Source organism: Candidatus Omnitrophota bacterium (assembly GCA_021735655.1).
Classification (GTDB): Bacteria; Omnitrophota; Gorgyraeia; order Duberdicusellales; family 4484-171; genus JAHKAJ01.
In genome coordinates this window covers 24,397-48,151 of sequence record JAIPGM010000006.1, presented here as the reverse complement: position 1 = coordinate 48,151, position 23,755 = coordinate 24,397, and the positions used below count along the sequence as shown (strand labels likewise).

Sequence of the window (23,755 nt, the reverse complement as noted above, 5' to 3'; positions counted from 1 at the left end):
CTAAAATTCCACCGGTTTCTTTCAAGAATTTTAATAGTAAAGGAATAAAGAATTTTTTAAATTATGAGTAACCGTCGAAGATATCTAAGAATTTCTACTGTTTTGCCGGTCGAATTTTTTATTATTGATAGCCAGGGTCGAAGAATCACGCCTTGGTTGCAAGGATTCACACGCGACATCGGCAAAGGTGGAATTTGCCTTATTGTTAATGAGCTTTGGCGTGGGTTTTACGATAAGCTAAGATCTCCTGGGGCAAGAATATCATTAAGGGTAAATTTTCCTTTTATAGCTAAACCGGTATGCCTGGAGGCAAAGGTTTCTTGGCTAAGAAGTAAAGGCGAGGATGATTTTATCCAATATCTGGCTGGTCTAGATTTTTTAGATATTGATAAATCGGCAAGTAATAGAATATTTAAATATGCAGTTGTGAAGAAGAGCATTCCTTTCTCGGTAAGTTTAGCGGGGTTCGTTTTAGTTGCCGTCGCTTTGTCTTTGTTTTGGCATAATTTTTCTTTGACTAAGGCAAATCAAAAATTAGTAAGTGATTATGTTGAAGTTTTAGAAAGAACCTCAGCCTTGGAAGAGCTTCTTTCTGAAGGGGTTGAGTCTTCAGCAAAGAGCGATATTAAAAAAGAAGTAGCTAGCTTAGATAAAGAAAGAATAGGTTTTTCTTCTCAGATAATAAAAGGGATGTATTCTTGGATTAAGAACCGACAGGATCTTTCCCGGGGCCTGGTGCTTAGTTTCGAAGGAGACAATAGTCTTAAAAGGGTTTGTTTTACTTATGATCAGTCTTTAGCGGCAATTATTTTTTTGGTTCGTGGTGACACTGAAAGAGCAGAAAAAATTCTTAATTTTTATTTAGATAAAATAAATACTGATAAACTTATCTATAATGCTTATTTCACTCGAGGTGGAGTTTTCGAATATGTTCAACATTCCGGGCCTAATGCTTGGATAGGGTTGGCGGCACTTTGCTATACTAAGCATACCGGCAATCGAAAATATTTACCAATAATTGAGACAGTGAGTAGATTTTTGATTAAGATGATGGACAAAGAGGCAGGAATTAAGGGTGGACCGGAAGTTTCTTGGTATTCTACCGAACACAATCTTGATGCTTTCGCTTTTTTCCGTTTATTTTATGAGCTTAGCGGTGACGTAAGATATCGAGATATTGCTGAGGGAATAAAAAATTGGGTAGCGCGCTATGCTTATAGTGATTATGGCCAGCCGGTTAAGCGAGGTAAGGGTGACTCTACTATAGCGACTGATACCTATACTTGGTCGGTAAGTTCTTTCGGCCCGGAAGCGCTTTATTCTTTGGGTATGAATCCAGAGGCAATTCTAGATTTTGCTATTGAGAATTGTCAAGTTTCAGTCGAATTCCAATATAAGGAAAGAGTGTCAAAATTAACTGGTTTTGATTTTGCCAAGGCTAAACATATTGCTCGGGGAGGAGTAGTATCTGGGGAATGGACCAGTCAGATGATATTAGCTTTTGAGATAATGGCTGATTATTTCAAAGATAAGGATCCCGAGAAGTCAAAAGAATACTTAAAGAAAGCTTATTTTTATTTTAATGAATTACAGAAAATGCTAATAACATCTCCTTCTTTGGTGGGTCGCGAAGATCCTTGTTTACCCTATGCTTCTTCACCGGGGGCAGATACTGGCCATGGCTGGAGAACTCCTAGGGGTGGTCGAACCGGGTCTTTAGCTTCAACCGCTTACTTTTTGCTTGCTTATGAAGGCTATAATCCGCTGGCGGCTGATTTTTTAGAGTTATCTTTGAAAAGTATTTATCAGGGTAAGCCGGAATGAGGCTTGAGGTATAGACCAATTAATTGGAAGGATTAACTATGATTAGTAAAAATTTTAAATCAGGTTTTATAGCAATTTTGGGTCGTCCGAATGTAGGAAAGTCAACGCTCCTTAATGCTTTGGTTGGGGATAAGATAAGTATTATGTCTAGCATTCCTCAGACAACTCGGCATCAAATAAGGGGAATTATGAATTTAAAAGATGCCCAGGCAATTTTTGTCGATACTCCGGGAATCCATTCGTTTAAAGATAAACTAAGCTCTCATCTTAATACGATAGCTAAAAGATCTATTGAAGGGTGTGATTTAATAATTTACGTGGTTGATCTTTCCCGCAAACCCGGGCAGGAAGAGGAAACCCTAATGAAAATTATCACAACTCAAAAAGTAAAAACCATAATTGTGCTTAACAAAGTGGATAAAGGAGTAAAGTTCCTTAATGATTATATGGCTTTGTGGGAAGAGAAGTCTAAGAAGGCTGGGAAGGATAGTTTTTTAGAATATTATATTCCGCTTTCAGCTAAGACTGGGAAAAATATCGACAAGTTGAGAGATGTTTTGGTGGAAATCTTGCCGGTAGCTCAAGCTTATTACGATGTTAAGACTTTAACTGATTTTCCTGATAAATTTAGGGTTGCTGACATAATACGCGAAAAGTTATTTTTACAGTTGGATGAGGAGTTACCGCATTCCTTGGCAGTTGAGATTTCTGAAATAAAGGATAAAAAAAAGGTCGTATACGTAAAGGCGAATATTTATGTAGAAAGGGATTCTCAGAAAAAAATAGTTGTCGGTAAAAATGGCCAAATACTTAAAAATGTTGGAATTGAGTCGCGTCTTGAGATCGGAAAGATATATGGCAAGAAAGTGTTTTTAGATATTTGGGTTACAGTTTTAAAAGATTGGCAAGAACGTCCTCGAATATTAAAAGAATTAGGCTACTGGTTGGATTAGCGGTAGCGACGAAATGAACTACCAATTCCCTCTTTAAATGAAAAAGATTGCTCCTTTTCGATACCAAAATATTTTTTAGCTTTCGGAGTAATTAGATAAAGTATCGTAATCAGGGCAATAAGCATATTGATTATAGCTATAGCTTGTTCTTTGGTTATCTCAGCTTTCGTAGGCCTACCTTCGCCAGGATCTACCAGCCGCGAGGTTACATATTCATTAATTCCTAGAGTATTTTGTTGATACTGTTGATTTTGTAGATATATTTCATATTGTTGCAGAAGATATTCTTCTTGGGTAAGCGGTGGTACTGCAATAACAGCAATACCAAGGCTAATTACTATTCCTGCGGCGATAAAGGCAAATTTTCTACTTAAAATATAGCCGTTAAATAAAGTTACCCCAATAATAATCCAACCGATGCTTAAGATCCTGAATATACCAGCTAGAGTCTCTAGTTTTGTGATTTGAGAAGGGGTCATTAAAGTACTTATGCTTATATATAAGCCATTCAATATCCAGACAGCCCCCAAAATTACAAGTGGTAGTGGAAGTTTTTTCTTTTCTTTCCAGGCTTCTCTTAAGGTGTTTTTTAGTCTATAAAGCAAATCATCAGCTATTTTTCGTAATTTTTCTAAATAAGCCAATTCTTTAGAGGTCGGCAGGAGAGCTAAGGTTACAACCCCAGCGGCCATTACTATCATAATAATCATTATCCAAATCCAGAACATAGTTATCTCCTAAAAACAATTATAGCATTCTAATCTTGGCAAAGAAAGAAAATTTTGCGTAAATTTTTACCTCCTAACACAAAAATCACCTGCCCGACGAGCCCGCGGTCTCAGGAAGCCGCGAGGAGGGTCAGGTGGATTGCTTTGTTATGTGTTTTAATTACCTAGTTTTAATTTATTTCTTCTAAATATCTGATTAATTCTTTCATTGCTTGGTCGTGCCCAGAATTATGATCTTTAATGCTGATAGTTTTTTTAAATATTTCTATGGCTTGATTTGCGTAATCCTTCCAAGCTTCATCTTCTTTACTCCTGAGACAGACGGCTAAGCCATAGTATGAAAATGGAAATCGTGGATAAGATTTTATAGTCTGCTTAAATTTTTCTTCCGCTTCCTTGCTGCACGTGGGGAAATATTTGCCATCCTTTTCAATTATTGCATTCTCTAGCGAAGTTGAAATTGGAGTAGATAATTTTATGCCTGAACCTGCACGAGCAGGTAAGCCTAAAATATTAAGTTTTGCAATAGAGCTATAATCGCGCAAAGCGTTAAGATTGCTTTCTAGCTCTTGAATTCTTTCTGAACGTTTCCGACTCTCGATTTTAGAATTAATTCGGATACCGATAGCTAAAAAAAAGACTAATAAAGGAAACACCCAATAGTATCTATATTTTGCTGATTTTCTAGGTAGAAAACGTAAGGCTAGAAGACAGACTATAAATAAAAGGTCAATTTTATTCATATTTTATATTCACATAACACAAAAATCACCGGCCAGACGAGCCGCTAAAAGCGGCGAGTATGGTCAGGTGGATTGCCTTGTTATACAAATATTATATCGAAATATTTGTTTTCAATATAGGAGTATTCAGTTGGTTTGATCTTTTCGATGCCAAATAAACAGCAAATGGTAAATATACAACAACTAGAATACAGAAACCAATAATTAATAACGTGTGTTCTTGAAAATTCCATCCCTGCTCTGGCTCAAAGAAATTTTTTATCATGTACAACGGAATGCATAGAAAATTAACCCATAATGTAATAACAAAATAACGAACACCCTTTACTACTCCTTCTTTATATATTTTTTTTACATTTTCCATCTTAACTCCTCCGTTTTATTTTCCTATAACACAAAAATCAGCTAATGAGACTGGCATTTTTGCGAGCAAAAATACTTAGTCGAACTATGCCGAATCCATATACTTAAAATGCGAAGCATTTTGTTATTATGAAGGGTTCGGCATACCAGCCAACCCAACAGGCAACGGATGAAGGTTGGCTGAATTGTCTTGTTATGTGATTATTAAAACTTTTAAATTTATCCCCCCATGCTTGTTAAGTTAAACAAAGGAAAAAATATTCCTAAAATTATAAAAGGCACAAATATAAAAAGGGTAACAGCTAGTGCCGATATATTTATTATGAATGTTGCCTTTTTATTTTTCAAAAACTCTTTGCCCAAAAGCCCAATTAAAAGCAGTAGAAAAAATATTTTATATCCGGTTAAGCTAAATTGTGCAATAGGTGATAATTCAATGCTGAATTGACTGTATAATTCATTAAATCTATTAACAAGATTTCCCAAAACGATCATCATAATGAACAGCGCCAGAACATCAATCCCGAGCATTATCAAGCTTGGTTTTGTCCAATCTGTTTTTTTCTTGTCCATTTTCTCCTCCTTTTTTTGTGCGAGAATGTTTTTATTATTTTCACATAACATAAAAATCAGCTGCCCTGAGCGAGGCCTGAAAGGCCGAGTCAAAGGGTCAGCTGGATTGAGTTGTTAGAAGTTTTTTAATTTCCTAAATAATTTTAATTACTTGCACGGTATCTAACGCAGTGTAAAAAAACTCCATGCATCTGAAATTAAATCTGCAATCCCAGTAAGTAGAGCGATTGGTGTCAAAATAAATATGATTGATTGGGAAAAAATAACCCATTTTGTTGGGAATCTTTTCTTCTTATCCAGAATTGAGTTCAAGCAAAGATTCATAAAGATATTAAAAGGAATGCTTATTAAAACAGGAACTATTCCGAAAACGATATACATATTTGCATATTCTGATTTAGAAATGCTTAGTATTCCAGCCCAAACAGACCATGACCCATAGCAGGCAATACCTAAGAATGCTAAAAGGTTTATTATAAAACCCATCCACAATAAAATTTTTTTCATATACCCCTCCTATAATAGCATGTTAATAGAAATATTTTTTTCATCTAGTGATCTCATTTTACATCTAACACAAAAATCAGCGGCCTTGCCGAAGCCCGTTAGGGCCGAGGTAAGGTCCGCTGGATTGCCTTGTTAGATGAGCCTATTCCCAAGGTATTTCTTTTGTTTTGTATTTTTTTGTGTGTTTGCGGAAAATTTCCATAAGTTTTGTATCAAGCTCAGCATTTCCACTACGCTGACTGAATATTAGATAACGATCAATTTCTTCGATATAAATTTGGGCTTCGATTCCATCCGGACAAATGCTAACTATGTCGCACTTGTTTGTGCCACAAGGAGCGCTAAGGAATACTAACCTTAGATGAATAGCAGGGGGTTGAGGGTTGCAATACAATTCCATAACTCGTTCATAAGATTGATTGTATGTACCAGGACAATAAATATATTCGATTGTGGGACTAACTATGCGATATTGGAATCTCGTCCCTTTACCATAAAAGTTTTCATCAAAACCCTTCAATTCTTCATACTCGTCTTTAATTGAAATTATATCTTTGTAAATTCTTTGAGTAATTTTGCGTGTTATCCTAACAATCGCGTCTGGGTCAACATATTTAGAATATGCTAAATTTAAACAGATTATGCAACTAAAACAAATAATTACTATTATCTTTTTAATCATTTTTTTATTTTCGTCTAACATAAAAATGAGTGGCAAGCCGAGCTTTCCCGAATTCTATTTAGCGGCGAGGATTGTCCGCTCGATTGCTTTGTTATGAGACATTTATTCAATAATTTTAAACGTTGCTAACGCCTTCTTAAATTCGGGTAAATACTGTCGATATTCATTGGGAGATGAATAATAGCTGATTGTATATAGTTTGTTTTTCTTTAAAAATTTATAGGTTTTTGTCAGTACTTTTATATTATTTTTATTGATTTGTTCAAAATCAAAAATATAGCATGACTCATCACAAAATGTTATTTTTTCTTCCTTTGGCCTTTTGCTTAAACGAAATAATATAAGAGCACCATGAAACGAAATAAAATTAGTTTTTTTGGGCAAGGATACGGTAATTACCGCTTTCTCATCAGGGCTGCGGAATGCAATTCCTTCTATATCTGCGGCAAAAGGGCCAAGTGAAATTTGATTCCAACCGGTAGGTGGAGAAAATTGTATATGATGTTTTAAGAGGGTTGAATTATATTCTGCATAAAGTGCTAATTGCGCAGAACAAAGAACGCAAATTAAAACAAAGAAAATTTTATTTATTTTTTTCATTTTATTTTTCTCATAACATCAAGATCAGCGGCTTAAAAGCGCTTTGCGCTTTAATTGGCGGCGCTTTTAAGTCCGCTGGATCGACTTGTTAGACATTTTTATTATTTAACTCTTCCTGATCTTTCAGGAGGCCAATATATTTTAACTACTTTTCCTGTTATATTTTTTTCGGGAACAAATCCAAAGAATCTACTGTCCAAACTTGAAACGCTATTGTCGCCTAAAACATAATAATTATTTGGGGGCACGATTATCTTTTTACCTTTTTTGGCGTAATCACCCTGATTATAATAATAGTTATTTGTCACGAATAGATTAGTTATGACCTCGTTGTTTATATAAACCTTGCCGTCCTTGATTTCCACTTCTTCTCCTGGTAAACCAATAATTCTCTTCAGGTAATACTTTCTATTATCGTGAGGAGGAAGAAATACAACTATCTCCATTCTTTGTGGCTTATTGCTATTGTATGCTTTTTTATCTACCATGATTTTATCATTAAGTTTTAGCGCTGGAGCCATTGATGTGGTAGGCATTTTAAAAAACTGTATCAAATGAGTTCTTATGTAGATAACCGGAAAAATAGAGATACCTCCAGTTAACAATAAAACTATAGTTCCAATGATAGCAAAAATACGAAGCCCCATGCGCGAAGGCTTTACGTCATTAGAAAGATTATGTTTCCTTGCACACAAATACCCATCTATCAAGATAGCGAAATTAAATATAAAATTGACTGCAACAAAAATAATGACTCCCCATAATACTTTGGATGTAACAGTCGTATCGTTTTTGGCAAAAGCGATCAATGTCGAAACTGCAATAAACGTTAATGATATGGTGACTAAAAATACAATAATTGCTCTAACTAAATTCTTCGTGTAAAGATACCCTAATCCGGGCAACAAGCGATTCAAGAAAACTGCCAACCACGGCTCCTTTGCTTTTATTTTCATTTTTCTCCTTATTTTCTATTTTTTTATGTCTAACATAGAAATCAGCGGCCAATGGAGCCGCGAAGCGGCGGAATTGGTCCGCTGGATTGCTTTGTTATCTTTTATTAATTTTCTCATAATCCATAATCATAAAATGTATTTGGATTGTAGCGCACGTCGTAAACTTGTCTTTCGATTTTTTCAAAATAACCAGGTATAAGAATTGCTAGAAAAAGACCTTTTCCTTTACCTAGTATATTACCTTCCTTGTCATAAATAATACCAGTCATGTGTTTGTTGTCGTGATATCTATATTCGCACCATATTTTGCCGTTGTTGTAATAATATTTTACAATTTTCGTGGTGTCGTTCATTTGAGATTTGTCGGTTATAATTTCTGCTCTAATGACCCCATTGTAATAATAAGCTTTAAAATTTGCATCTAAACGTTCGCCATTTGTATATGTTGTTTCAGAGTAAATCTGACTATTCGGATACAATACTTTATGATTGCCTGAAAAATTAATAGCTTCCTTTGCGTTATTTTGTTTGTAGGAATATTTCCCGGTTTGCTTTAATTTCAAATAATATAATTTTTCTTGCAGACACAAGTTAATTAAATCTTTTTCCTTTAACTTTCCCTCAGATGATTTAATTATTTCATCCTTCATTTCGGGAATTGACATATATAAATTTTCTAATTCCCTAACGACAGTAGAAGAGCCTAAGCCATGGCCAAATAATGTCATTCTCAGTTGTTGGTTGGAGGCACTTAAGATAAAAGCAATCAGGACAGCCAAGACAAACAAAAATGGTCCACTTCTAAAAAAATTAGTAACTTTTTTAGGATTTATTTTTTGGTTTAGATATGGTTTAAGAATGTATTCACATACAATGAAGGTTATTAAGCCAGATATTACACCTATTCCTATGTTTATTATCATTTGTATTTGATTCATTTTTTAAGATAACACAAAAATCAGCCGCCCGACCAAGCGCGCCAGCGCGCGGGGAGGGTCGGCTGGATTGATTTGTTAGATGGGTAATTTAATATTTATTTCTCTCTAGTACTTATGAGTTTATCTTTTTCCCAAACTTCTTCTTTTACTAAGTTGCCTTCTTCATTATAAATCCTCGCAATGCCATCTTTTCTATCCTTCTTGTAAGGTATCTCTGCTTTTAGCTGTCCGTTAGCATAGTAATGCTTTGTTACGCCTACTCTCTGGCTATCGCTATAGATACGTTCTTCCATTACTTGTCCATTTTTATAATACTCTTTAGATGACCCTTCTGTCTTATCATTCCTAATCGTTGCTTCTGATTTTATTTCACCAGTTTTATAATAAATTTTAATTTCTACCATCTTATCATTTTTATATAATCTTTCTTCCGTCAGCACCCCATTTCTGTAACGTCTTTGTGTTCCCTCTCGCTTGCCGTCTCTGTAAGGCGTTTCTTCCCAGACTTTTCCATCTATAGCATAATACTTTTGTATCCCGTCTAGTTTACCATTCCTATATGGGTGCTCCGACTGTAACTGTCCATTGCGATAATAACGCTTCTCCAGACCTTCCTGCTTACCATCTTTATAGAATTTATCTATCTTCGGCTGATTATCTTTATAATAACGTTTCACTTCGCCTTCTTTTTTATAATAAGTAACCTTAAGGTTATCCAATCGTATTGTTGTTGGTTCTTCAGCATTTCCCTTCAAGCGAAAAGTTATCGTACCAAAAATAGATGCATCAACTAAGTCCATATCATTAGCTTCATCTTTAGCTTGTTTATCTAAAAAATATTTACTATTTGAAAGGTCAATGGAGATATGTTTAGTCGGATAAATGGTTGAGAGCCGAAATGTCTCCAGCGGAATCTCTATTGCAGGGGGTTTACCCCAGGCAGGCCCACCCACATCTGCTACTGTCACTTCTAATTCATCTGAGGTAGTTTTCTTTATAATTTTAACATCAAACTCAATTGACGCATCTTTATTTTTAAAACCAAAGAATTGGCTTATAGACGCAGGCCCTTCTTTACTCTGTGTCAATTCAACCAGTGTGTTACTCCCATCATAGACCAGTTTGACATCGCCTTTTGTATTCCAAGAAAAAAATTCTTTTGGGCTAGTTAATATCCCCATCCATGTATCCATAAACAGATCGCCGGTTTTACTGGTATCAAGTTTCTGAGAATCTTTCTTGAGACGACCTATTTCTTCAAAATTCCCATCAATAAAATCACCGGAGGATTGGTCCTGTTGTCCAAAAGCAAAAGGAGATAAATTTAAAAATATAATTAGGGAAAAGAAAACCAAAAAATAGCGCAAAATTTGCTTCATTTTTCTCCTTTTATCATTTTATTTTACATCTAACAATTAATATGCATAATATATGTTTTTATATTTTATTGATATATATAGTAAAATTTTAGCATGTTTTTAATGATTTTGGAAGAAAAATGTTGCTTTAATTATGTAATTTATCTATAATATCAGGAAATGTATATTATGTATATCATTGGATTTATGGCAAAGAAAGAAAAGTCATGAAAATAGGTGTGTTATCTCAATTTCAAAGATTTTTAATTTCAAAGAAATTAGCTACAGAAAAAACAGCCCCTTTTTATGCCTATTGGGTAGATAGATTTCTTAAATTCTGTTGTATTCGTCCAAAATCATCACTTGAGGAACAGAAAGAAAAGTTTTTTGAAAAGCTAAAGATTATAAAAATTGAAGAGTGGCAATTTCAGCAGGCCAAAGAAGCGATAAGTATATATGTAGACAATTTTGCTCCACCTCAAATTTATAAGATTAAATCTGTCGAAGTATCTAGATTTAAAGATGAAGATGTTAATTTTGATGATTTGTTAAAGAAAATGACGAATGCCATTCGAGTGAAGCATTTTTCTTATAGCACAGAAAGGACATACGTTACATGGGCAAAGAGATTTTTTGATTATTTAAATAAAGGAAAGCGAAAGCAGATATATCCTCAGAAGCTAACCCCAGAAGATGTTAAAGATTATTTGACATATCTAGCTATAGAGGGTCGAGTTTCATCTTCGACCCAGAACCAAGCCTTTAATGCACTTTTATTTTTATTTCGAGATGTTCTAAAAATAGAAGTAAATAATTTAGCTGAAACCGTTCGCGCAAAGCGGGGCCCTAAATTACCAACAGTTTTGTCAGTTAAGGAAATACAAGGGTTATTTGAACAACTAAGGAATAAAGATTTATTAATTGTGCAATTGCTTTATGGTTCAGGGTTGCGGCTTATGGAGCTCGTGCGCTTGCGAGTGCAGGATATTGATTTTGAGAGCAATATTTTATTTTTACGCGGAGCAAAAGGGGATAAAGACCGTAGCACTATGCTGCCACAGGCGTTAGGTAGTTCTCTCAGAAAACATTTAGAGCAAGTTAAGAATATTTTCGAAGAAGATAAAGCTGCCGGTTATGGAGAGGTATATCTACCGAATGCTTTAGAGCACAAATATTCTAAAGCTGCTAAGGAGTGGGGGTGGCAGTATGCTTTTCCATCTTCTCGACTTTCAATTGATCCTAGGAGTGGTAAAATCCGAAGACATCATATAAGTCCCAATACAGTTCAAAAGATTGTAGCTATTGCGGTAAAGAAAGCCGGAATTATAAAACGCGCCAGCGTGCATACTCTCAGGCATAGCTTCGCAACACATCTTTTAATGAATGGGGTTAATATTCGAGAAGTCCAGGAACTGTTAGGGCATAAGCATGTAGAAACTACAATGATTTATACGCATATATTAAGGGATATGGTAAATATCCCTGAAAGCCCGCTCGATAATCTTTATGATAAAAGAGGGTTTAGCGATAAGAATAATGGAGTAGCTAGCTATGAGAGCGTTAAGGTTAATAAAAGATAGAAGGTCAGTGCGAAAGTTTAAAAAGAGGGCTGTTTCTAGGCAGACGGTTAACAAAATTTTAGAGGCTGGTCGCTGGGCGCCTTCGGGACTCAATAACCAGCCCTGGCGGTTTATGGTTCTAGATAAGGAGAAAAAGGATGCTTTGGCTGTTTTTACTCATTATGGTCATATTATCAAATCAGCCGATAAACTTATTTTAGTATTTTTAGATAAGAAGACCTCTTATAATTATGAGAAAGATCTAATGGCCATTGGTTCTTGTATTCAAAACATATTACTTTGTATTCATTCTAAAAAGTTAGGCGCCTGCTGGCTAGGTGAGATTCTTAATCAAAAGAAAAAGGTTCATAAATATCTTAAGTTAAGGCCTAACCTTGAGCTAGAAGCGGTTATAGCTTTAGGCGCTCCTGTTTCTTATCCTCGACTGACTAAAAGAAAAAAACTCAAAAGTCTAATAATAAAATGAAAATTTGTAAACATTTTTCTGAATGTGGCGGTTGTCGCTTTCAAGATATTCCTTACCAACAACAGCTTGAAACTAAAGAAGCTAGAGTTAAAGGCTTACTTGAACTTTCAGAGCTATCTACTCAGTTAAAGCCAATCAATTCTTCAGAGCAGTGGTATTATCGTAACAAAATGGAGTTTAGCTTTGGTTACGAGAGAGGTGTCGTTTGCGGCTTGTATAGCAAGGATAAAAAGAGAAGAGTTGTTGATTTGGAGGAGTGTTTAATTTTCTCATCCGATTTAAGACTAATTCTAGAGGCGATTAAATATTTTTTAAAAGATAATAAGCATTCTGTTTATGATAAATATTCTCATAAAGGTTTTTTAAGAAATTTGATAGTTCGGGAAACTAAATTTACCAATCAGCTAATGGTCGGTTTGGTTACTTCCAGTAGCGAAGAATTAAATTCACAAAGCTTTATTGATGAACTAAATAAATTAAAATTAAAGTCAAAAATAAAGTCTATTTATTGGATTATTAATGATTCTTTAAGTGATGCGGTTATTTTTGATAAAAAAGAACTATTGTTTGGCGATGAGTTCTTGGAGGAAAGATTGGGAGATTTCAGATTTAAAATTGGGATTGATACTTTTTTCCAGGTAAACCCTCGAATGATTGCTGACTTTTATAAGAAGCTTGTTAGTTATGGGGGTCTTTCTAAAGACAAGAGAGTATTAGATCTTTTTTGCGGTTTAGGATCTATCGGTATTCATCTTGCCAATCAAGCAAAGTTTGTTTGGGGGGTTGAGGTAGTTAAGGAGATAGTCGATTTGGCTTGGCAAAATGCTAAATTAAACCATATTGATAATATTTCTTTTTTTACTTCCGATGTTCGTAAGTTTTTGAATACTCAAGGTATTTTTTATAGGGATGTAGACCTTCTAGTCGTAAACCCACCTCGTTCTGGTCTTTCTAAAAAGATCATTCGGGCCATTTTGCGCCTAGAGCCTAAGGAAATTATTTATTCTTCTTGTAACCCAACCGCTCTTTTCATTGATTTAAAAGGCCTCAGCGATCAATATAGCATTGATTTTATTGAGCCTTTTGACTTTTTTCCCCATACCCCGCATCTTGAGGTTTTGAGTCTACTAAAACGCAAATAACCTTTAATTTACCGTTTCGAGATCAGATATATAGAAAGGTAAAAAAAGCTTGACTGAAATAGGAAATATAGTAAAATTTTACTAATTTAATTTTACTAGGTATTTCAATGCATATTCAGGATTTACTTAAAAAGCACGCCCAAAATTGTTCGGATAAATCAGCTATTATCTTTGAAGGAAGGAGTATTTCTTTCTCAGAGGTTAAAGCTATGGCTTTGGGGGTTAGTAATTATTTGCAAATTAAGGGTATTGGCAAAGATGATAAGGTGGCCCTTTTCCTTCCTAATATTCCGGAAACTATCTATAGTTTTTTAGGAGTATTTTGTCTTGGAGCCTGCGTTGTGCCTTTAGACTATATGCTTACTGAAGAGGAAGTTATAAACTTTCTTAATCATAGTCAGGCTAAACTATTAATTATCCAGCCTAGAAAGGGAGTTGATTTAGATAAAATTAAAAGCAGTTGTCCTGACTTAGGTGAAATAGTTACTGAATTAAGCTTTGAGAAGACCGATGAGATATCTTTAGATATTTCTGAAAGCGACCTAGCAGCAATATTTTATACTTCTGGTTCAACTGGTCATCCCAAAGGGGTAATGCTTAACTATTCACAACTCGGTAACCCACCAAAGGTTATTGATCAGTTTTTAAGCGTTTCTTCCGGTGATGTATTTTTATGCGGCGGAGTTCCTTTTTCTCATGTCGGTGGCTTAGATTACATATTATTGATGCTTTATTTTTCTTGTAAGTTAGTTTTGATGCCACGCTTTCATCCTTTTGAGTTTTTAAAGAATATTCAAGAACATAAGGTAACTATTTTTTGTATTGTTCCGGCAATGTTTATGGCTATTTTATCTTTGAAAGAATACCAGGGTTTTGATTTTTCTTCTCTGCGTTATGCAGTTGTTTTCGGTGCGCCATCTTCACCAGCCCTACTCAAGCGTTTTCATAGGGCTTATCCTAATGCTCAATTAGCCAATGGTTGGGGGATGACCGAAACCGCCGCTCCCAATACTATTTCACCGCCCGGCGATGATAAGATAAGAAGCATTGGTAATTTTACCTCTGACTTAGAAGTAAAGATTGTTGATCCTGAAGGTAAGTCTCTCGGGCTTGATAAGAAAGGGGAACTAATGGTTAAAGGTAAAGCTGTGACTAAGGGGTATTTTAGAGAGCCAGATTTAACTAAAGAAGCCCTAACCGAAGATGGCTGGTTTAGAACTGGAGATATTGCATCGTTTGACAGCCAAGGCCTTTATTATATTGTTGGGCGAAAAAAAGATATGATTAAGGTAGCTGGTGAGATTGTTTTTCCGGCTGAAGTCGAAGAAAAAATAAGCCAATGTCCCAAAGTAAAAGAGGCGGCTGTTATTGGTGTGGGTGATAAACTACGTGGAGAAGTTCCAAAAGCTTTCATTGTTGCTAAAGACGGGGAAAATTTAGATGATTCAGAGTTAAAAGATTTTTTAAAACAGAGCTTAGCTCATTTTAAAATGCCGCATTATTTTGAATTTGTAAAAGAGTTACCTAAAAATAGAACCGGAAAGATAGATAAAACAAAACTAATTAATCGAGGAGTATAGCTATGATGCAGAGAGATGTTCATATGGATCCTAAGGGGCTTTTAGCTTCTTTGCAGTTTAAGCCGGGTGATTTTGGTGATATTGTTTTAGTAAGCGGTCAACAACATCGGGCTCAAATGTGTCTAAAGAAATTAGAAAATCCAGTCAAGAACTTTACTTTTTTAGCTTATACCTTTTGGACCGGGCTTTATAAGGGGAGAAAAATTACTGTCGGTAATGGAGGATTTTACGCTCCTGACTCAGCCCTAGCTACTGAGATACTTTGTGCCGGAGGGGTTAAGACATTTATTAGATTGGGTTCTTGTGGGGCTCTACGTCAGGACATTAATATCGGGGATTATGTTTTAGTGACCGATGTTTTGCGTGGAGATGGAACAACTCGTTATTATGTTGATGACGATTATAAACCTAAGGTAGACAATGAGGTAACCGACATTTTAGAGAATTCTTTTTCCGGGGCCGGATCTGTTCACCGAGGAGGGATTTGGACTACCGACGCTATCTTTCGTGAGACCAAAGAAATTGTTAACCCCTATATTGAGAAAGGAGCGATTGCCGTAGACATGGTAACTTCACCCTTTGTAACGGTTGCTAACCTTAATAATAAACGGGCTGCGGCAATTTGTGTAGTGTCGGACAATCTCATAACCGGCCAGATGGGATTTAGTGATTATCGTTTTTTCGGGGCTGAAATGAAGATGACTGATTTAGCCTTTGAGGCAATTGATAAACTGTAGGAGGATTATATGGATATTAAGTGGTCCGATAAAGCAAAAGAACATTTTGATAAGGTAATTGAAAATCTTCCCCAATTTCATCGCTCAATAGCTGAGCAACTAGTTAAAGAAAGCGCTGAAGAACTAGCTACCAAAAGAAACTCTGAGGCCGTAGAAGACCAAGATGTGGTTATCGCTTTTTTTAAAGAAGTGCCCCCGGCCTTTAAAGATATGATGAAAAGACTTTTTAGCCAGCAGGGCATTGAATATTCGAAATATATAAAAGAGTAGAATAAATTTATGAAAATAGCAGTATTAGGTTGCGGAGCAATTGGCGGATTATTTTTAGGTTATCTTGCTAAAGATGGCCATGATGTAGTCGGCGTTGTTCGTGATCATCAGAAAGGTTTATTACTAAAAGAAGGCCTGAGCTTAGAGGGTGTCCGCGGTAGTCATAAGCAAGAAGTTAAGGTTGATACAAAGTTAACTGAAAGGGTAGACTTAGCCATTTTTGCAACCAAGGTTAATGATCTTGAAGCAATTATCAACGACAATTTTGAATTTTTGAAAAATTCTTTAGCTCTAACTACTCAAAATGGAATACAGGCCGATCATATTGTTAATAGTTTTATCCCCGAAAATAAAATACTGAGCGGGATTGTTATGTTTGGGGCAACTTTTTACTCACCGGATAAGGTTATCCATAATTTTGAAGGTGAACTCGTATTAGGAAATATATATAATACTAAAGTAGAAAAATACGAAGAAGTCGTTAATCTACTTAAACCAGCCTTCAACGTAGTTAGTTCAGATAATATAAAAGGTGCTAAGTATCTTAAGTTATTTGTAAATTTAAATAATTGCATTCCGGCTATTCTGGGAGTTTCGATGCAGGAGGCATTTGTTGATATAGACTTAGCCCGCTTGGCAATTAAGCTGAACAAAGAAGCCTATGAAATTATAACCAAGGCTAATATAGAATTAGCCAGTCTTTTAACTTATCCCAAGGAGAGAATTGAAGGCTTAGTTAAGATGCCTTTAGATGAAGCAGCTGGTCTATTCTCAAAAATTATGACTAATTTAAGCAAAGAACCTTTATATGGTTCAATTTTACAATCCATAAAGCGTGGGAAAAAATCAGAAATTGACTATATTAACGGAGAAATCATACATCAGGCTATAGCTAACTGTGAGCCGGCTAAGCTTAATCAAAAAATAGTTGAGCTAGTGCATAATTTAGAGGAGACTGGTAGATTTTTATCTAAAGAAGAGTTGTTGAGAGAAATAAATTCGATTAATTCTTAAAAAAGGATAGATTTATTAAGGAGCTAAAATCATATGAAAAATTGTAAAGATGAATATTGCAAGGCTAACTGTGCCGATATCAATACTCCTTTTCCTAGGTTGAAGTTAACTTGTATTGGAGTTTATGGAGAGTGTTATCATGGTTACGAAGTTAACGATGAGTTTATTTTGGGAGATTTTACCCATCCGCCTAAACATTTTTGTTTAGGTTTAGCCCATGCACTTTTTCCGGTTGCTTATGCTCTAAGTTTTGGCGCCCGGTTTGGCTTTATGGATAATCAGAAATCTCTAAAAGTTACTTGCCCTGATGGTGGAAAGGCCGAATTTTTAGTTGAGCTATTAGACAAGAATGACAAAGTTAAATTTATTCCTAAAGACCCTAACCACAAAGGACCTAATCCTAAAAACATGGAGATTGAAGTTGTTAAAGCTAAAGGTAAATGTTCTTATAAATATAAGCTGGGTGATAAGTGGCAGGTAAAAGGTTTAAAGTGTATTGATGGATTTTGTGGGGCAGCCTGGCATGTCGCCTTTCCGGCTCTTTTTGCTCTTAATTTTGGAGCTAAATTTTTCTTCATGAAGGATCATAATTCTATTGATACAGTAACTTGTCCTGATGGTGGAAATATTATTTTTAAGATTACCCGAAAAGATTAAGGAGTATTAAATAATGAGAAGAGTAGTTATTACTGGAGTTGGGATAATTTCGGGAGCTGGCGAAGATAAACATGAGTTTTATAATAACCTTATTGAAGGTAGGTCTTCCGTTGAGCTAGTTGAAAATTTTGATGTTAGTATTTTTGTTTCAAAGATTGCTTCTCAGGTTTTAGGGTTCGATCCTTTGAACTATGGAATCGCTGAGCATAAGCGTATGGATAGGTATGTTCAATTTGCAGTTGCCGCGGCTAAACAGGCAGTTAGCGATTCAAAAATTGACTTTGAAAGCGTTGACCGCCGTCGCTGTGGTGTAGTTTTAGCTAATGCAATTTGCGGAACCCGCTTCATGGAAGAGGAGTTTTTATTAGTTACCGAGTGGGGTAAAAAACCAATTGATCCAAGAAAAGGTCGACCTTATCTTTATGATGCAGCTATGTTTAATAGTCCCAGCGCTGAGGTGGGAGCAGTTTATGGAACTCAAGGTATGAACTGTACGGTTTCAACTGGTTGTACCGCAGGAAGCGATTCGATAGGCTTTGCCTATGAGCTTATTCGTGAGGGCAGGCAGGAATTTATTATTGCCGGGGCAAGTGAGGCTCCGGTTACTCCGATTACCTTTGGTGCTTTTGACGTGGTAAATGTTTTAGCTAAAAATAATGATGAGCCACATAAGGCCTCGCGTCCTTTTGATAATAAGCGAAATGGCTTTGTAATTTCTGAGGCAGCGGGAATTGTAATTATGGAGGAGCTTGAGCATGCTAAAAAGCGCGGGGCTCCAATTTATGCGGAAGTTTTAGGTTATGGCACAAGTTGCAATGCTTATCATATGACTGATCTACCGGCTAGCGGTGAGCCAATGGCTCGCTGTATGGAGGAGGCAATTAAAGAGGCAGGGATTAAGAAGGAAGAGATAGGTTATATTAATGCCCACGGTTCAAGCACCAGGCAGAACGATACTTTTGAGACGGATGCCTATAAGCAAGTTTTTGGTGACTTAGCTTATAAAATTCCGATTAGTTCGATAAAGTCAATGATTGGTCATCCTTTAGCTGCAGCTAATGCTGCTGAAGCTGTACTTTGCTGTATGATTTTTAAAGGTGGTTATCTCCCGCCAACCATTAATCAGGAAGAACAAGATCCAAAGTGCGATCTAGACTATATTCCTAATAAAAAACGAAAACTTATGCCTAATTACATATTAAAAACAAGCAGTGGATTTTCAGGAATACATTCATCAATTGTATTCAAACGGTGGGAGGCTTAAATAATGGAAAGAATAGCAATAACTGGTATTGGTGTAGTTTCACCTTGTGGATTGAAGAAAGAAACTTTTTGGGCTAACCTTAAGCGAGGCGGATCGTTTATCGATGAAGTAAACCGTTTTGATTCTTCCGGTTATCCTTCACGAATTGCCGGTCAAGTTCATGAGCTTGATCACTATACTCATCTTTCCGGTCGCTTAGTAAAAAAGATCGATGTTTTTTCTCATATGGCTCTTGTTTCTTGTGAGCAGGCACTTAAAGATTCAAAAATTGATTTAGATAATATTGATAAAAATAAAGTTGGCGTTTTTATGGGTAATGCTTTAGGTGGCTGGCTTTTTGCTGAAACCGAATTACGTGATATGTATATTGAAGGAAGAGAAGGTATTTCGCCTTATATGGCTAGTGCCTGGTTTCCGGCAGCCCCTCAAGGACAAGTTACTATTTATTACGGATTTAAAGGGTATAGTAAGACCATAGTCGCTGACAAGGCTTCATCAGCCTTAGCTTTGTGGTATGGGGCAAAAACCGTAGCCCAAGGTAAAAACGATTATGTTGTAGCTGGGGGTATGGAAGCCCCGATTAGCCCCTACGCACTTTTATGTGCTAATTCTCGGGGTGGTTTATCAAAGAATAACCTTAACTTTAAAAAAGCCTACCGACCTTACGATTTATATCGAGACGGTTTTGTAATTGCCGAAGGATCAGGCACTGTGCTTCTAGAGAGGGAATCACAAGCCAAAAAAAGAGGGGTACCGGTGTATGGGTTTATAAAAGGTATCGGGTTTTCTTCTGATGGATACCATTATTCACGCTACCGGCCCGACTCAAGTAATTTTGAGTATGCGATAGAAGAATGTCTCAAAGATGCTGGTTGGAAAAAAGATGCGGTTGATTATATTTGCTTAGACGCTGAGGCTTCTGAACTTGGTGATTATCTTGAAACCAGAAGCTTAAAGAATGTATTCGGCACAAGGATAAAAGATATTGCTTTAAGTGCTCCTAAAAGTATGTATGGCAATTTATTGGGCGCTCAAACAGCTTTAGATTTAATTTCGACACTTTTTTCGATGAAAAGTTCAACCATCCTACCGACCATTAACTATGAAATGAAAGATCCTTGCTGCGATTTAGATTATACTCCGAATAAATCTAGGGAAGCTGAGGTTAAGAAAGCTCTTATCTTGGCCAGAGGTCGTGGCGGAATAAATGTTGTTTTAGCAATTGAGAAAGAATAAATTGAGGAGGTAAATATGGCGCTAAAAGAAGAGGTAATTGAGCTTATTTGTAAAACATTAGATATTGGTAAAGAGGAATTAAAAGAAGATCAGAAAATGTATGATTCGATCGGTGTAGATTCAACCGAAGTAGTGGAATTGGTAGTGGCCTTAAAGAAAAACTTTCAAGTTAATCTTGAGGCCGATGAGGTTACAAAGTTTTCCACTCCCTTAGAGATAACCGAAACAATTTCTAAAAAAAAGCAGTAAGCAAATAACAGACATATGAAAATAGTTGATTTGAGCCTGCCGATAGATGACCAAGCCTTTGAAGTACATCCTTTAAGAATTGAGCGCACTTCTCACAGTGAAGGGGTTGAGAAGTTAAATAAGGTTTTGATGTCGCGTGATTCGGAAAGTAAAGCTCGCTATGAACAGGGTGAGCGAATGATTAAAAAAGAAGACTTGCCCGATGAAGAGTTTTTATCTTTAGAGATGGTTTATTCATCGGTCCACAGTGGGACACATCTCGATTATTCTTATCATTATGGTAGTAAGTCCCAGGGGCGCCCTTCAAAAACTGCCGATGAAATACCTTTAGACTGGTGTTACCAGCAGGGAGTAAAAATCGATTTAACGCATAAGAAACCAGAAGAGGTTATTACTGCTCAAGATATAGACGCCGGCCTAAAAAAGATTAACTATTCATTAAAACCTTTAGATATTGTTTTATTGCATACTGGTTCGGATAAGTTGTTTGGCAAAAAAGAGTATTTTTCTGATTATCCCGGGATAGATGTATCGGTTATTGACTATTTGCTTGAAAGGCAAGTGAATATTTTCGGTGTTGATACTATGGGTATTGATCGGCCTTATAAGTTTATGATTAAAGAGTTTCAAGAGTTAAAAGATCCAAAGAAGCTTTGGCCAACCCATTTTTATGGAAGAAAACGTGAATTCATTCATATAGAAAGATTAGCCAATTTAGATAAGTTACCTGATTTTGGTTTCAAAGTAATTTGTTTTCCAGTTAGAATAAGAAAAACCGGAGCTGCCTGGGCGAGAGTGGTAGCTATGGTTGATAATTAATATAGGTAATCCCGCCTCGCCCGGATATCGGGTAAATTTCCTTCGTAAATTTACCCGAGGCTCGGCGGGATCAATTCGACTACAGTCTTTTTCAAACCGAAGGCGAAGAAAAAGACTAAGTCTCATTGAAAGGAGGTAGAAAAAATGGCACACACTAGAAATTCAGTAGTGATTAAGGCAACTTACGATAAGGTTTTTGATATGAGCAATGATATTTCACGTTGGAAAGAGTTTTTTAAGGAATATGTTGAAAGCGATGTTTTAGAAACTTCCGGAAACAAGATAGTTTTTAAGCTTACCCATGAAAATGGCCGCAGTTGGGAGTCTTACCGACTTTTATTTAAAGAAGATAAATTTGCTTATGCATCTCGGGTTGAGCCAATGGCCCCGTTTGAATTTATGAAGATTATTTGGTTGTATCGTGAGGTTGAAGGTGGGACTGAGATGACTTGGATCCAAGATTTTAAAATGGCTGCTGGCGCAAAATTTAATGATGAGCAAGCTGAAAAAATGATCAATGATCATTCTCTTTCAAATATGAAGATATTTAAGGAGATAATTGAGAAGGAATAATGCCTAAAGGAAGTTTTTTAATTTTTTGTTTGATTTTTATTGCTATTGCTTTTAGCTTATCAGCTACAGCAGCTTTGGTTCCAACGATTGCTGAATATTTTGGGGTTGCTAAAAACATAGCTGTCCGGCTTACCTGGATTTATATGCTTCCTTATGGCATCTTTGCTTTTTTCTGGGGGCCTCTATCGAGAAGCGTTACTGTAAAAAATCTTTTGCTTATATCAATCATAGGCTTTAGTGTTTCGACTTTGCTTTTTAGTGTTTCCCAGAGTATAAACCAGGCATTTTTGTTTCGATTTATGATGGGTTGTTTTGGTTCAGGTTTCGTACCTCTAGCTTTTATTACGATTGGGAAGGCCGTAGATTCAGACAAAAAGGCTAAGCACTTAGGGACATTTTTTGCTCTTTCTACGGTTTCAGCTTGCTTGGGAGTTTTCTTGAGCGGTTTTTTACCTTGGCGGGCGATTTATTTAACCCCGGTAGTTCTTTGTTTTTTTATTTTCATTTTGATTTTACTTTATTTAGAGGATTTTGATTTTAGAGGGGAAAAGTTCAAGATAAGCTATTTTGAGACTTTTAAAGACAAGCAAGCTTTGCGTCTTTTCTTAGCAGTTGGCCTGGGCAGTTTTTTATTCCATGGTCTACAACAAAATTTGGGAGTCTATTTGAGTGAACGTTTTGCTTTAAGGCAAGTTGCGATAAGTTCGATTTTTACTATTTCAACAGTTTGCGCGATAGTTATTAGGTTTTTAGGTGGGTTTTTGAGCTCTACTTTTGGGAATATTAAAATTACTCGTATAGGATATATATCGATGAGTGTATTTACTGCTATTTTATTGTTCAGTTGGCAATATCAGTTAATAATTTTAACCATTGTTTTTTGGGGCGCTGGCTGGGCTCTTTCACATACCGGGTTGTCGGCATACTTGGCTCATTTGCCGGATAAAATTTTAAGAGATGCTTCTAGTTTAAATAGTTCTTTAAGACTAGGCTTTGGTGGCCTAGGGGCTTTTTTTGGTAGCTTGTTAGCAAGTTCAATCATTGGTTTTAAAATTTTATTTTTCATCATGACTATAATTTTATTTTTTCTAGGATTCTTTATGAATAGATTATTGGATAATTCGACTAAGACCTTAAAAGGGCAGTCTCATTAAGAAAGGAGCGTTATGTCTGATTTAACAGGAAAAGTTTGTATTGTTACCGGGGCTTCCGGCGGGATTGGTAAGGTTATCGTTGAAAGTCTGGCCAAAGAAGGTTTGACTTTAGTCTTAGCGGCAAGAAGGCTAGAAGTTTTGGAAGAGTTTAAAAAAACTTTGCCGAATCCGGATAAAGTTTTATGCTTAAGGTGTGACGTTACTAAACAAGCTGATTTAGAGAATTTAGTCAATGAGACTTTATCTAAGTTTAACCGAGTTGATTGTCTAGTTAACGGAGCCGGTGTGTCCAGCCAGCATCCTTTTTGGAATCAGCCAATTGAAGATATCGAAAAGATAATGTATACTAATTATTTTAGTTACGTTATGCTTGCTCGGTTAGTCGTTGGTCCGATGAAAGATCAAGGTGGAGGAAATATTGTTAATATAACTAGCGGTTCGGTTATGGTTGATCCCCCACCGCGTAATTTTATTGTTTACACTTCGCTTAAAGTAGCTCTCAGAGCTTTCGCTAAAGGGCTTTTTTGGGAGATGCGTGATTTCGGAATTAAAGTTACTTCAATTTTCCCGGGAGTTACCAGAACCCCTTTAACTGGGAAGTTAAAGGATATAGCTGAAGATAGATTAATGGAGCCAGAAGCAGTAGCTAATACTGTTATTTTTGCTTTGAAACAGGATAAAAATGTCTGTCCTTTGGAGATAGCAGTTATTAACCAGCAAACTCCTTGGACAAAGCCAGTAATTCCTTTTAAACAAGATCACCCAGAAGATAAATAAGGAGGATTAAAG

At 36.0% G+C, this 23,755-nt stretch carries 27 protein-coding genes; 17 read left to right on the top strand and 10 right to left on the bottom strand.

All coding sequences use genetic code 11. From position 1 onward, the window contains the following. Positions 1–63 precede the first annotated feature (63 nt). Both K9L86_05760 and era read left to right on the top strand, forming a co-directional pair. Positions 64–1,824 (top strand): PilZ domain-containing protein, encoded by a 1,761-nt coding sequence (locus K9L86_05760; GenBank protein MCF7908357.1) that lies wholly within the window; start codon positions 64–66, stop codon positions 1,822–1,824. A 38-nt stretch (positions 1,825–1,862) separates the two neighbouring features. Further along, positions 1,863–2,777: a GTPase Era gene (gene era / locus K9L86_05755; GenBank protein MCF7908356.1), complete on the top strand. Its 915-nt coding sequence runs from the start codon at positions 1,863–1,865 to the stop codon at positions 2,775–2,777. Here the strand turns inward: era and K9L86_05750 are convergent. The 10 genes from K9L86_05750 to K9L86_05705 all read right to left on the bottom strand — a co-directional run bounded on the left by K9L86_05750 (position 2,774) and on the right by K9L86_05705 (position 10,246). Continuing rightward, on the bottom strand, positions 2,774–3,505 hold the full coding sequence (locus K9L86_05750; GenBank protein MCF7908355.1) for a hypothetical protein: 732 nt from the start codon (positions 3,503–3,505) through the stop codon (positions 2,774–2,776). The two genes, era and K9L86_05750, sit on opposite strands and share 4 nt — an antisense overlap. Positions 3,506–3,675: 170 nt before the next feature. Then, positions 3,676–4,248, bottom strand: a complete 573-nt coding sequence (locus K9L86_05745; protein ID MCF7908354.1) for a hypothetical protein — start codon at positions 4,246–4,248, stop codon at positions 3,676–3,678. 91 nt (positions 4,249–4,339) lie between these two features. Further along, complete coding sequence (locus tag K9L86_05740) at positions 4,340–4,612, bottom strand: hypothetical protein (protein MCF7908353.1); 273 nt, start codon at positions 4,610–4,612, stop codon at positions 4,340–4,342. A gap of 218 nt (positions 4,613–4,830) precedes the next feature. After that, positions 4,831–5,184, bottom strand: a complete 354-nt coding sequence (locus K9L86_05735) for a hypothetical protein (GenBank protein ID MCF7908352.1) — start codon at positions 5,182–5,184, stop codon at positions 4,831–4,833. Positions 5,185–5,346: 162 nt separating this feature from the next. Continuing rightward, complete coding sequence (locus K9L86_05730) at positions 5,347–5,691, bottom strand: hypothetical protein (GenBank protein ID MCF7908351.1); 345 nt, start codon at positions 5,689–5,691, stop codon at positions 5,347–5,349. Positions 5,692–5,833: 142 nt separating this feature from the next. Further along, complete coding sequence (locus tag K9L86_05725; GenBank protein MCF7908350.1) at positions 5,834–6,373, bottom strand: hypothetical protein; 540 nt, start codon at positions 6,371–6,373, stop codon at positions 5,834–5,836. A gap of 102 nt (positions 6,374–6,475) precedes the next feature. Beyond that, entirely contained in the window at positions 6,476–6,973 is a 498-nt protein-coding gene (locus K9L86_05720; protein ID MCF7908349.1) for a hypothetical protein, read from the bottom strand. A 101-nt stretch (positions 6,974–7,074) separates the two neighbouring features. Beyond that, a complete protein-coding gene (lepB, locus tag K9L86_05715) occupies positions 7,075–7,929 on the bottom strand; it encodes a signal peptidase I (GenBank protein MCF7908348.1) in 855 nt (284 codons plus the stop codon). A gap of 113 nt (positions 7,930–8,042) precedes the next feature. Then, complete coding sequence (locus tag K9L86_05710) at positions 8,043–8,867, bottom strand: hypothetical protein (GenBank protein ID MCF7908347.1); 825 nt, start codon at positions 8,865–8,867, stop codon at positions 8,043–8,045. A gap of 95 nt (positions 8,868–8,962) precedes the next feature. Continuing rightward, a complete protein-coding gene (locus tag K9L86_05705; GenBank protein MCF7908346.1) occupies positions 8,963–10,246 on the bottom strand; it encodes a toxin-antitoxin system YwqK family antitoxin in 1,284 nt (427 codons plus the stop codon). 536 nt (positions 10,247–10,782) lie between these two features. Here K9L86_05705 and K9L86_05700 point away from each other — a divergent pair. From K9L86_05700 to K9L86_05630, 15 genes are all read left to right on the top strand, one after another. Beyond that, entirely contained in the window at positions 10,783–11,805 is a 1,023-nt protein-coding gene (locus K9L86_05700; protein ID MCF7908345.1) for an integron integrase, read from the top strand. Then, positions 11,777–12,271: a nitroreductase family protein gene (locus tag K9L86_05695; GenBank protein MCF7908344.1), complete on the top strand. Its 495-nt coding sequence runs from the start codon at positions 11,777–11,779 to the stop codon at positions 12,269–12,271. Before K9L86_05700 ends, K9L86_05695 begins: the two co-directional genes overlap by 29 nt. After that, a complete protein-coding gene (gene rlmD, locus K9L86_05690; protein MCF7908343.1) occupies positions 12,268–13,413 on the top strand; it encodes a 23S rRNA (uracil(1939)-C(5))-methyltransferase RlmD in 1,146 nt (381 codons plus the stop codon). The genes K9L86_05695 and rlmD overlap by 4 nt, the downstream gene beginning before the upstream one ends. 107 nt (positions 13,414–13,520) lie before the next feature. Next, positions 13,521–14,993 (top strand): AMP-binding protein, encoded by a 1,473-nt coding sequence (locus tag K9L86_05685; protein ID MCF7908342.1) that lies wholly within the window; start codon positions 13,521–13,523, stop codon positions 14,991–14,993. A 2-nt stretch (positions 14,994–14,995) separates the two neighbouring features. Next, entirely contained in the window at positions 14,996–15,730 is a 735-nt protein-coding gene (locus K9L86_05680) for a hypothetical protein (GenBank protein ID MCF7908341.1), read from the top strand. Positions 15,731–15,739: 9 nt separating this feature from the next. Beyond that, positions 15,740–16,000, top strand: coding sequence for a DUF2621 family protein (locus K9L86_05675; protein ID MCF7908340.1), 261 nt, complete (start codon positions 15,740–15,742; stop codon positions 15,998–16,000). Positions 16,001–16,009: 9 nt separating this feature from the next. Beyond that, positions 16,010–17,014, top strand: a complete 1,005-nt coding sequence (locus K9L86_05670; protein ID MCF7908339.1) for a 2-dehydropantoate 2-reductase — start codon at positions 16,010–16,012, stop codon at positions 17,012–17,014. A 33-nt stretch (positions 17,015–17,047) separates the two neighbouring features. Next, the gene (locus tag K9L86_05665; protein ID MCF7908338.1) at positions 17,048–17,671 is read left to right on the top strand and encodes a TIGR04076 family protein; all 624 of its coding nucleotides are present in this window, start codon (positions 17,048–17,050) and stop codon (positions 17,669–17,671) included. A 13-nt stretch (positions 17,672–17,684) separates the two neighbouring features. After that, the gene (locus K9L86_05660; GenBank protein MCF7908337.1) at positions 17,685–18,935 is read left to right on the top strand and encodes a beta-ketoacyl-[acyl-carrier-protein] synthase family protein; all 1,251 of its coding nucleotides are present in this window, start codon (positions 17,685–17,687) and stop codon (positions 18,933–18,935) included. Positions 18,936–18,938: 3 nt separating this feature from the next. Beyond that, the gene (locus K9L86_05655) at positions 18,939–20,171 is read left to right on the top strand and encodes a beta-ketoacyl-[acyl-carrier-protein] synthase family protein (protein ID MCF7908336.1); all 1,233 of its coding nucleotides are present in this window, start codon (positions 18,939–18,941) and stop codon (positions 20,169–20,171) included. A 15-nt stretch (positions 20,172–20,186) separates the two neighbouring features. Next, positions 20,187–20,420, top strand: coding sequence for an acyl carrier protein (locus K9L86_05650; protein ID MCF7908335.1), 234 nt, complete (start codon positions 20,187–20,189; stop codon positions 20,418–20,420). Between the two features lie 15 nt (positions 20,421–20,435). Continuing rightward, entirely contained in the window at positions 20,436–21,239 is an 804-nt protein-coding gene (locus K9L86_05645) for a cyclase family protein (protein ID MCF7908334.1), read from the top strand. Positions 21,240–21,383: 144 nt separating this feature from the next. Beyond that, positions 21,384–21,812, top strand: coding sequence for an SRPBCC family protein (locus K9L86_05640; protein ID MCF7908333.1), 429 nt, complete (start codon positions 21,384–21,386; stop codon positions 21,810–21,812). Next, positions 21,812–22,966, top strand: a complete 1,155-nt coding sequence (locus tag K9L86_05635) for an MFS transporter (GenBank protein MCF7908332.1) — start codon at positions 21,812–21,814, stop codon at positions 22,964–22,966. The genes K9L86_05640 and K9L86_05635 overlap by 1 nt, the downstream gene beginning before the upstream one ends. A gap of 12 nt (positions 22,967–22,978) precedes the next feature. Continuing rightward, positions 22,979–23,743 carry an SDR family oxidoreductase gene (locus K9L86_05630; GenBank protein MCF7908331.1) on the top strand — a complete coding sequence of 255 codons (765 nt, stop codon included), beginning with the start codon at positions 22,979–22,981 and terminating at the stop codon, positions 23,741–23,743. The last annotated feature ends 12 nt before the right edge of the window (positions 23,744–23,755 follow it).

Excerpts from the sequence above, each read along its gene's own strand:
- K9L86_05635 (MCF7908332.1), top strand. The coding sequence starts at position 21,812 with ATGCCTAAAGGAAGTTTTTTAATTTTTTGTTTGATTTTTATTGCTATT.
- K9L86_05720 (MCF7908349.1), bottom strand. The coding sequence starts at position 6,973 with ATGAAAAAAATAAATAAAATTTTCTTTGTTTTAATTTGCGTTCTTTGT.
- K9L86_05640 (MCF7908333.1), top strand. The coding sequence starts at position 21,384 with ATGGCACACACTAGAAATTCAGTAGTGATTAAGGCAACTTACGATAAG.
- K9L86_05700 (MCF7908345.1), top strand. The coding sequence starts at position 10,783 with ATGACGAATGCCATTCGAGTGAAGCATTTTTCTTATAGCACAGAAAGG.
- K9L86_05685 (MCF7908342.1), top strand. The coding sequence starts at position 13,521 with ATGCATATTCAGGATTTACTTAAAAAGCACGCCCAAAATTGTTCGGAT.
- era (MCF7908356.1), top strand. The coding sequence starts at position 1,863 with ATGATTAGTAAAAATTTTAAATCAGGTTTTATAGCAATTTTGGGTCGT.
- K9L86_05705 (MCF7908346.1), bottom strand. The coding sequence starts at position 10,246 with ATGAAGCAAATTTTGCGCTATTTTTTGGTTTTCTTTTCCCTAATTATA.
- K9L86_05740 (MCF7908353.1), bottom strand. The coding sequence starts at position 4,612 with ATGGAAAATGTAAAAAAAATATATAAAGAAGGAGTAGTAAAGGGTGTT.
- K9L86_05710 (MCF7908347.1), bottom strand. The coding sequence starts at position 8,867 with ATGAATCAAATACAAATGATAATAAACATAGGAATAGGTGTAATATCT.
- K9L86_05760 (MCF7908357.1), top strand. The coding sequence starts at position 64 with ATGAGTAACCGTCGAAGATATCTAAGAATTTCTACTGTTTTGCCGGTC.
- K9L86_05650 (MCF7908335.1), top strand. The coding sequence starts at position 20,187 with ATGGCGCTAAAAGAAGAGGTAATTGAGCTTATTTGTAAAACATTAGAT.
- rlmD (MCF7908343.1), top strand. The coding sequence starts at position 12,268 with ATGAAAATTTGTAAACATTTTTCTGAATGTGGCGGTTGTCGCTTTCAA.
- K9L86_05730 (MCF7908351.1), bottom strand. The coding sequence starts at position 5,691 with ATGAAAAAAATTTTATTGTGGATGGGTTTTATAATAAACCTTTTAGCA.
- K9L86_05725 (MCF7908350.1), bottom strand. The coding sequence starts at position 6,373 with ATGATTAAAAAGATAATAGTAATTATTTGTTTTAGTTGCATAATCTGT.
- K9L86_05680 (MCF7908341.1), top strand. The coding sequence starts at position 14,996 with ATGATGCAGAGAGATGTTCATATGGATCCTAAGGGGCTTTTAGCTTCT.
- K9L86_05735 (MCF7908352.1), bottom strand. The coding sequence starts at position 5,184 with ATGGACAAGAAAAAAACAGATTGGACAAAACCAAGCTTGATAATGCTC.
- K9L86_05630 (MCF7908331.1), top strand. The coding sequence starts at position 22,979 with ATGTCTGATTTAACAGGAAAAGTTTGTATTGTTACCGGGGCTTCCGGC.
- K9L86_05750 (MCF7908355.1), bottom strand. The coding sequence starts at position 3,505 with ATGTTCTGGATTTGGATAATGATTATTATGATAGTAATGGCCGCTGGG.
- K9L86_05655 (MCF7908336.1), top strand. The coding sequence starts at position 18,939 with ATGGAAAGAATAGCAATAACTGGTATTGGTGTAGTTTCACCTTGTGGA.
- K9L86_05645 (MCF7908334.1), top strand. The coding sequence starts at position 20,436 with ATGAAAATAGTTGATTTGAGCCTGCCGATAGATGACCAAGCCTTTGAA.
- K9L86_05675 (MCF7908340.1), top strand. The coding sequence starts at position 15,740 with ATGGATATTAAGTGGTCCGATAAAGCAAAAGAACATTTTGATAAGGTA.
- K9L86_05745 (MCF7908354.1), bottom strand. The coding sequence starts at position 4,248 with ATGAATAAAATTGACCTTTTATTTATAGTCTGTCTTCTAGCCTTACGT.
- K9L86_05670 (MCF7908339.1), top strand. The coding sequence starts at position 16,010 with ATGAAAATAGCAGTATTAGGTTGCGGAGCAATTGGCGGATTATTTTTA.
- K9L86_05665 (MCF7908338.1), top strand. The coding sequence starts at position 17,048 with ATGAAAAATTGTAAAGATGAATATTGCAAGGCTAACTGTGCCGATATC.
- lepB (MCF7908348.1), bottom strand. The coding sequence starts at position 7,929 with ATGAAAATAAAAGCAAAGGAGCCGTGGTTGGCAGTTTTCTTGAATCGC.
- K9L86_05660 (MCF7908337.1), top strand. The coding sequence starts at position 17,685 with ATGAGAAGAGTAGTTATTACTGGAGTTGGGATAATTTCGGGAGCTGGC.
- K9L86_05695 (MCF7908344.1), top strand. The coding sequence starts at position 11,777 with ATGAGAGCGTTAAGGTTAATAAAAGATAGAAGGTCAGTGCGAAAGTTT.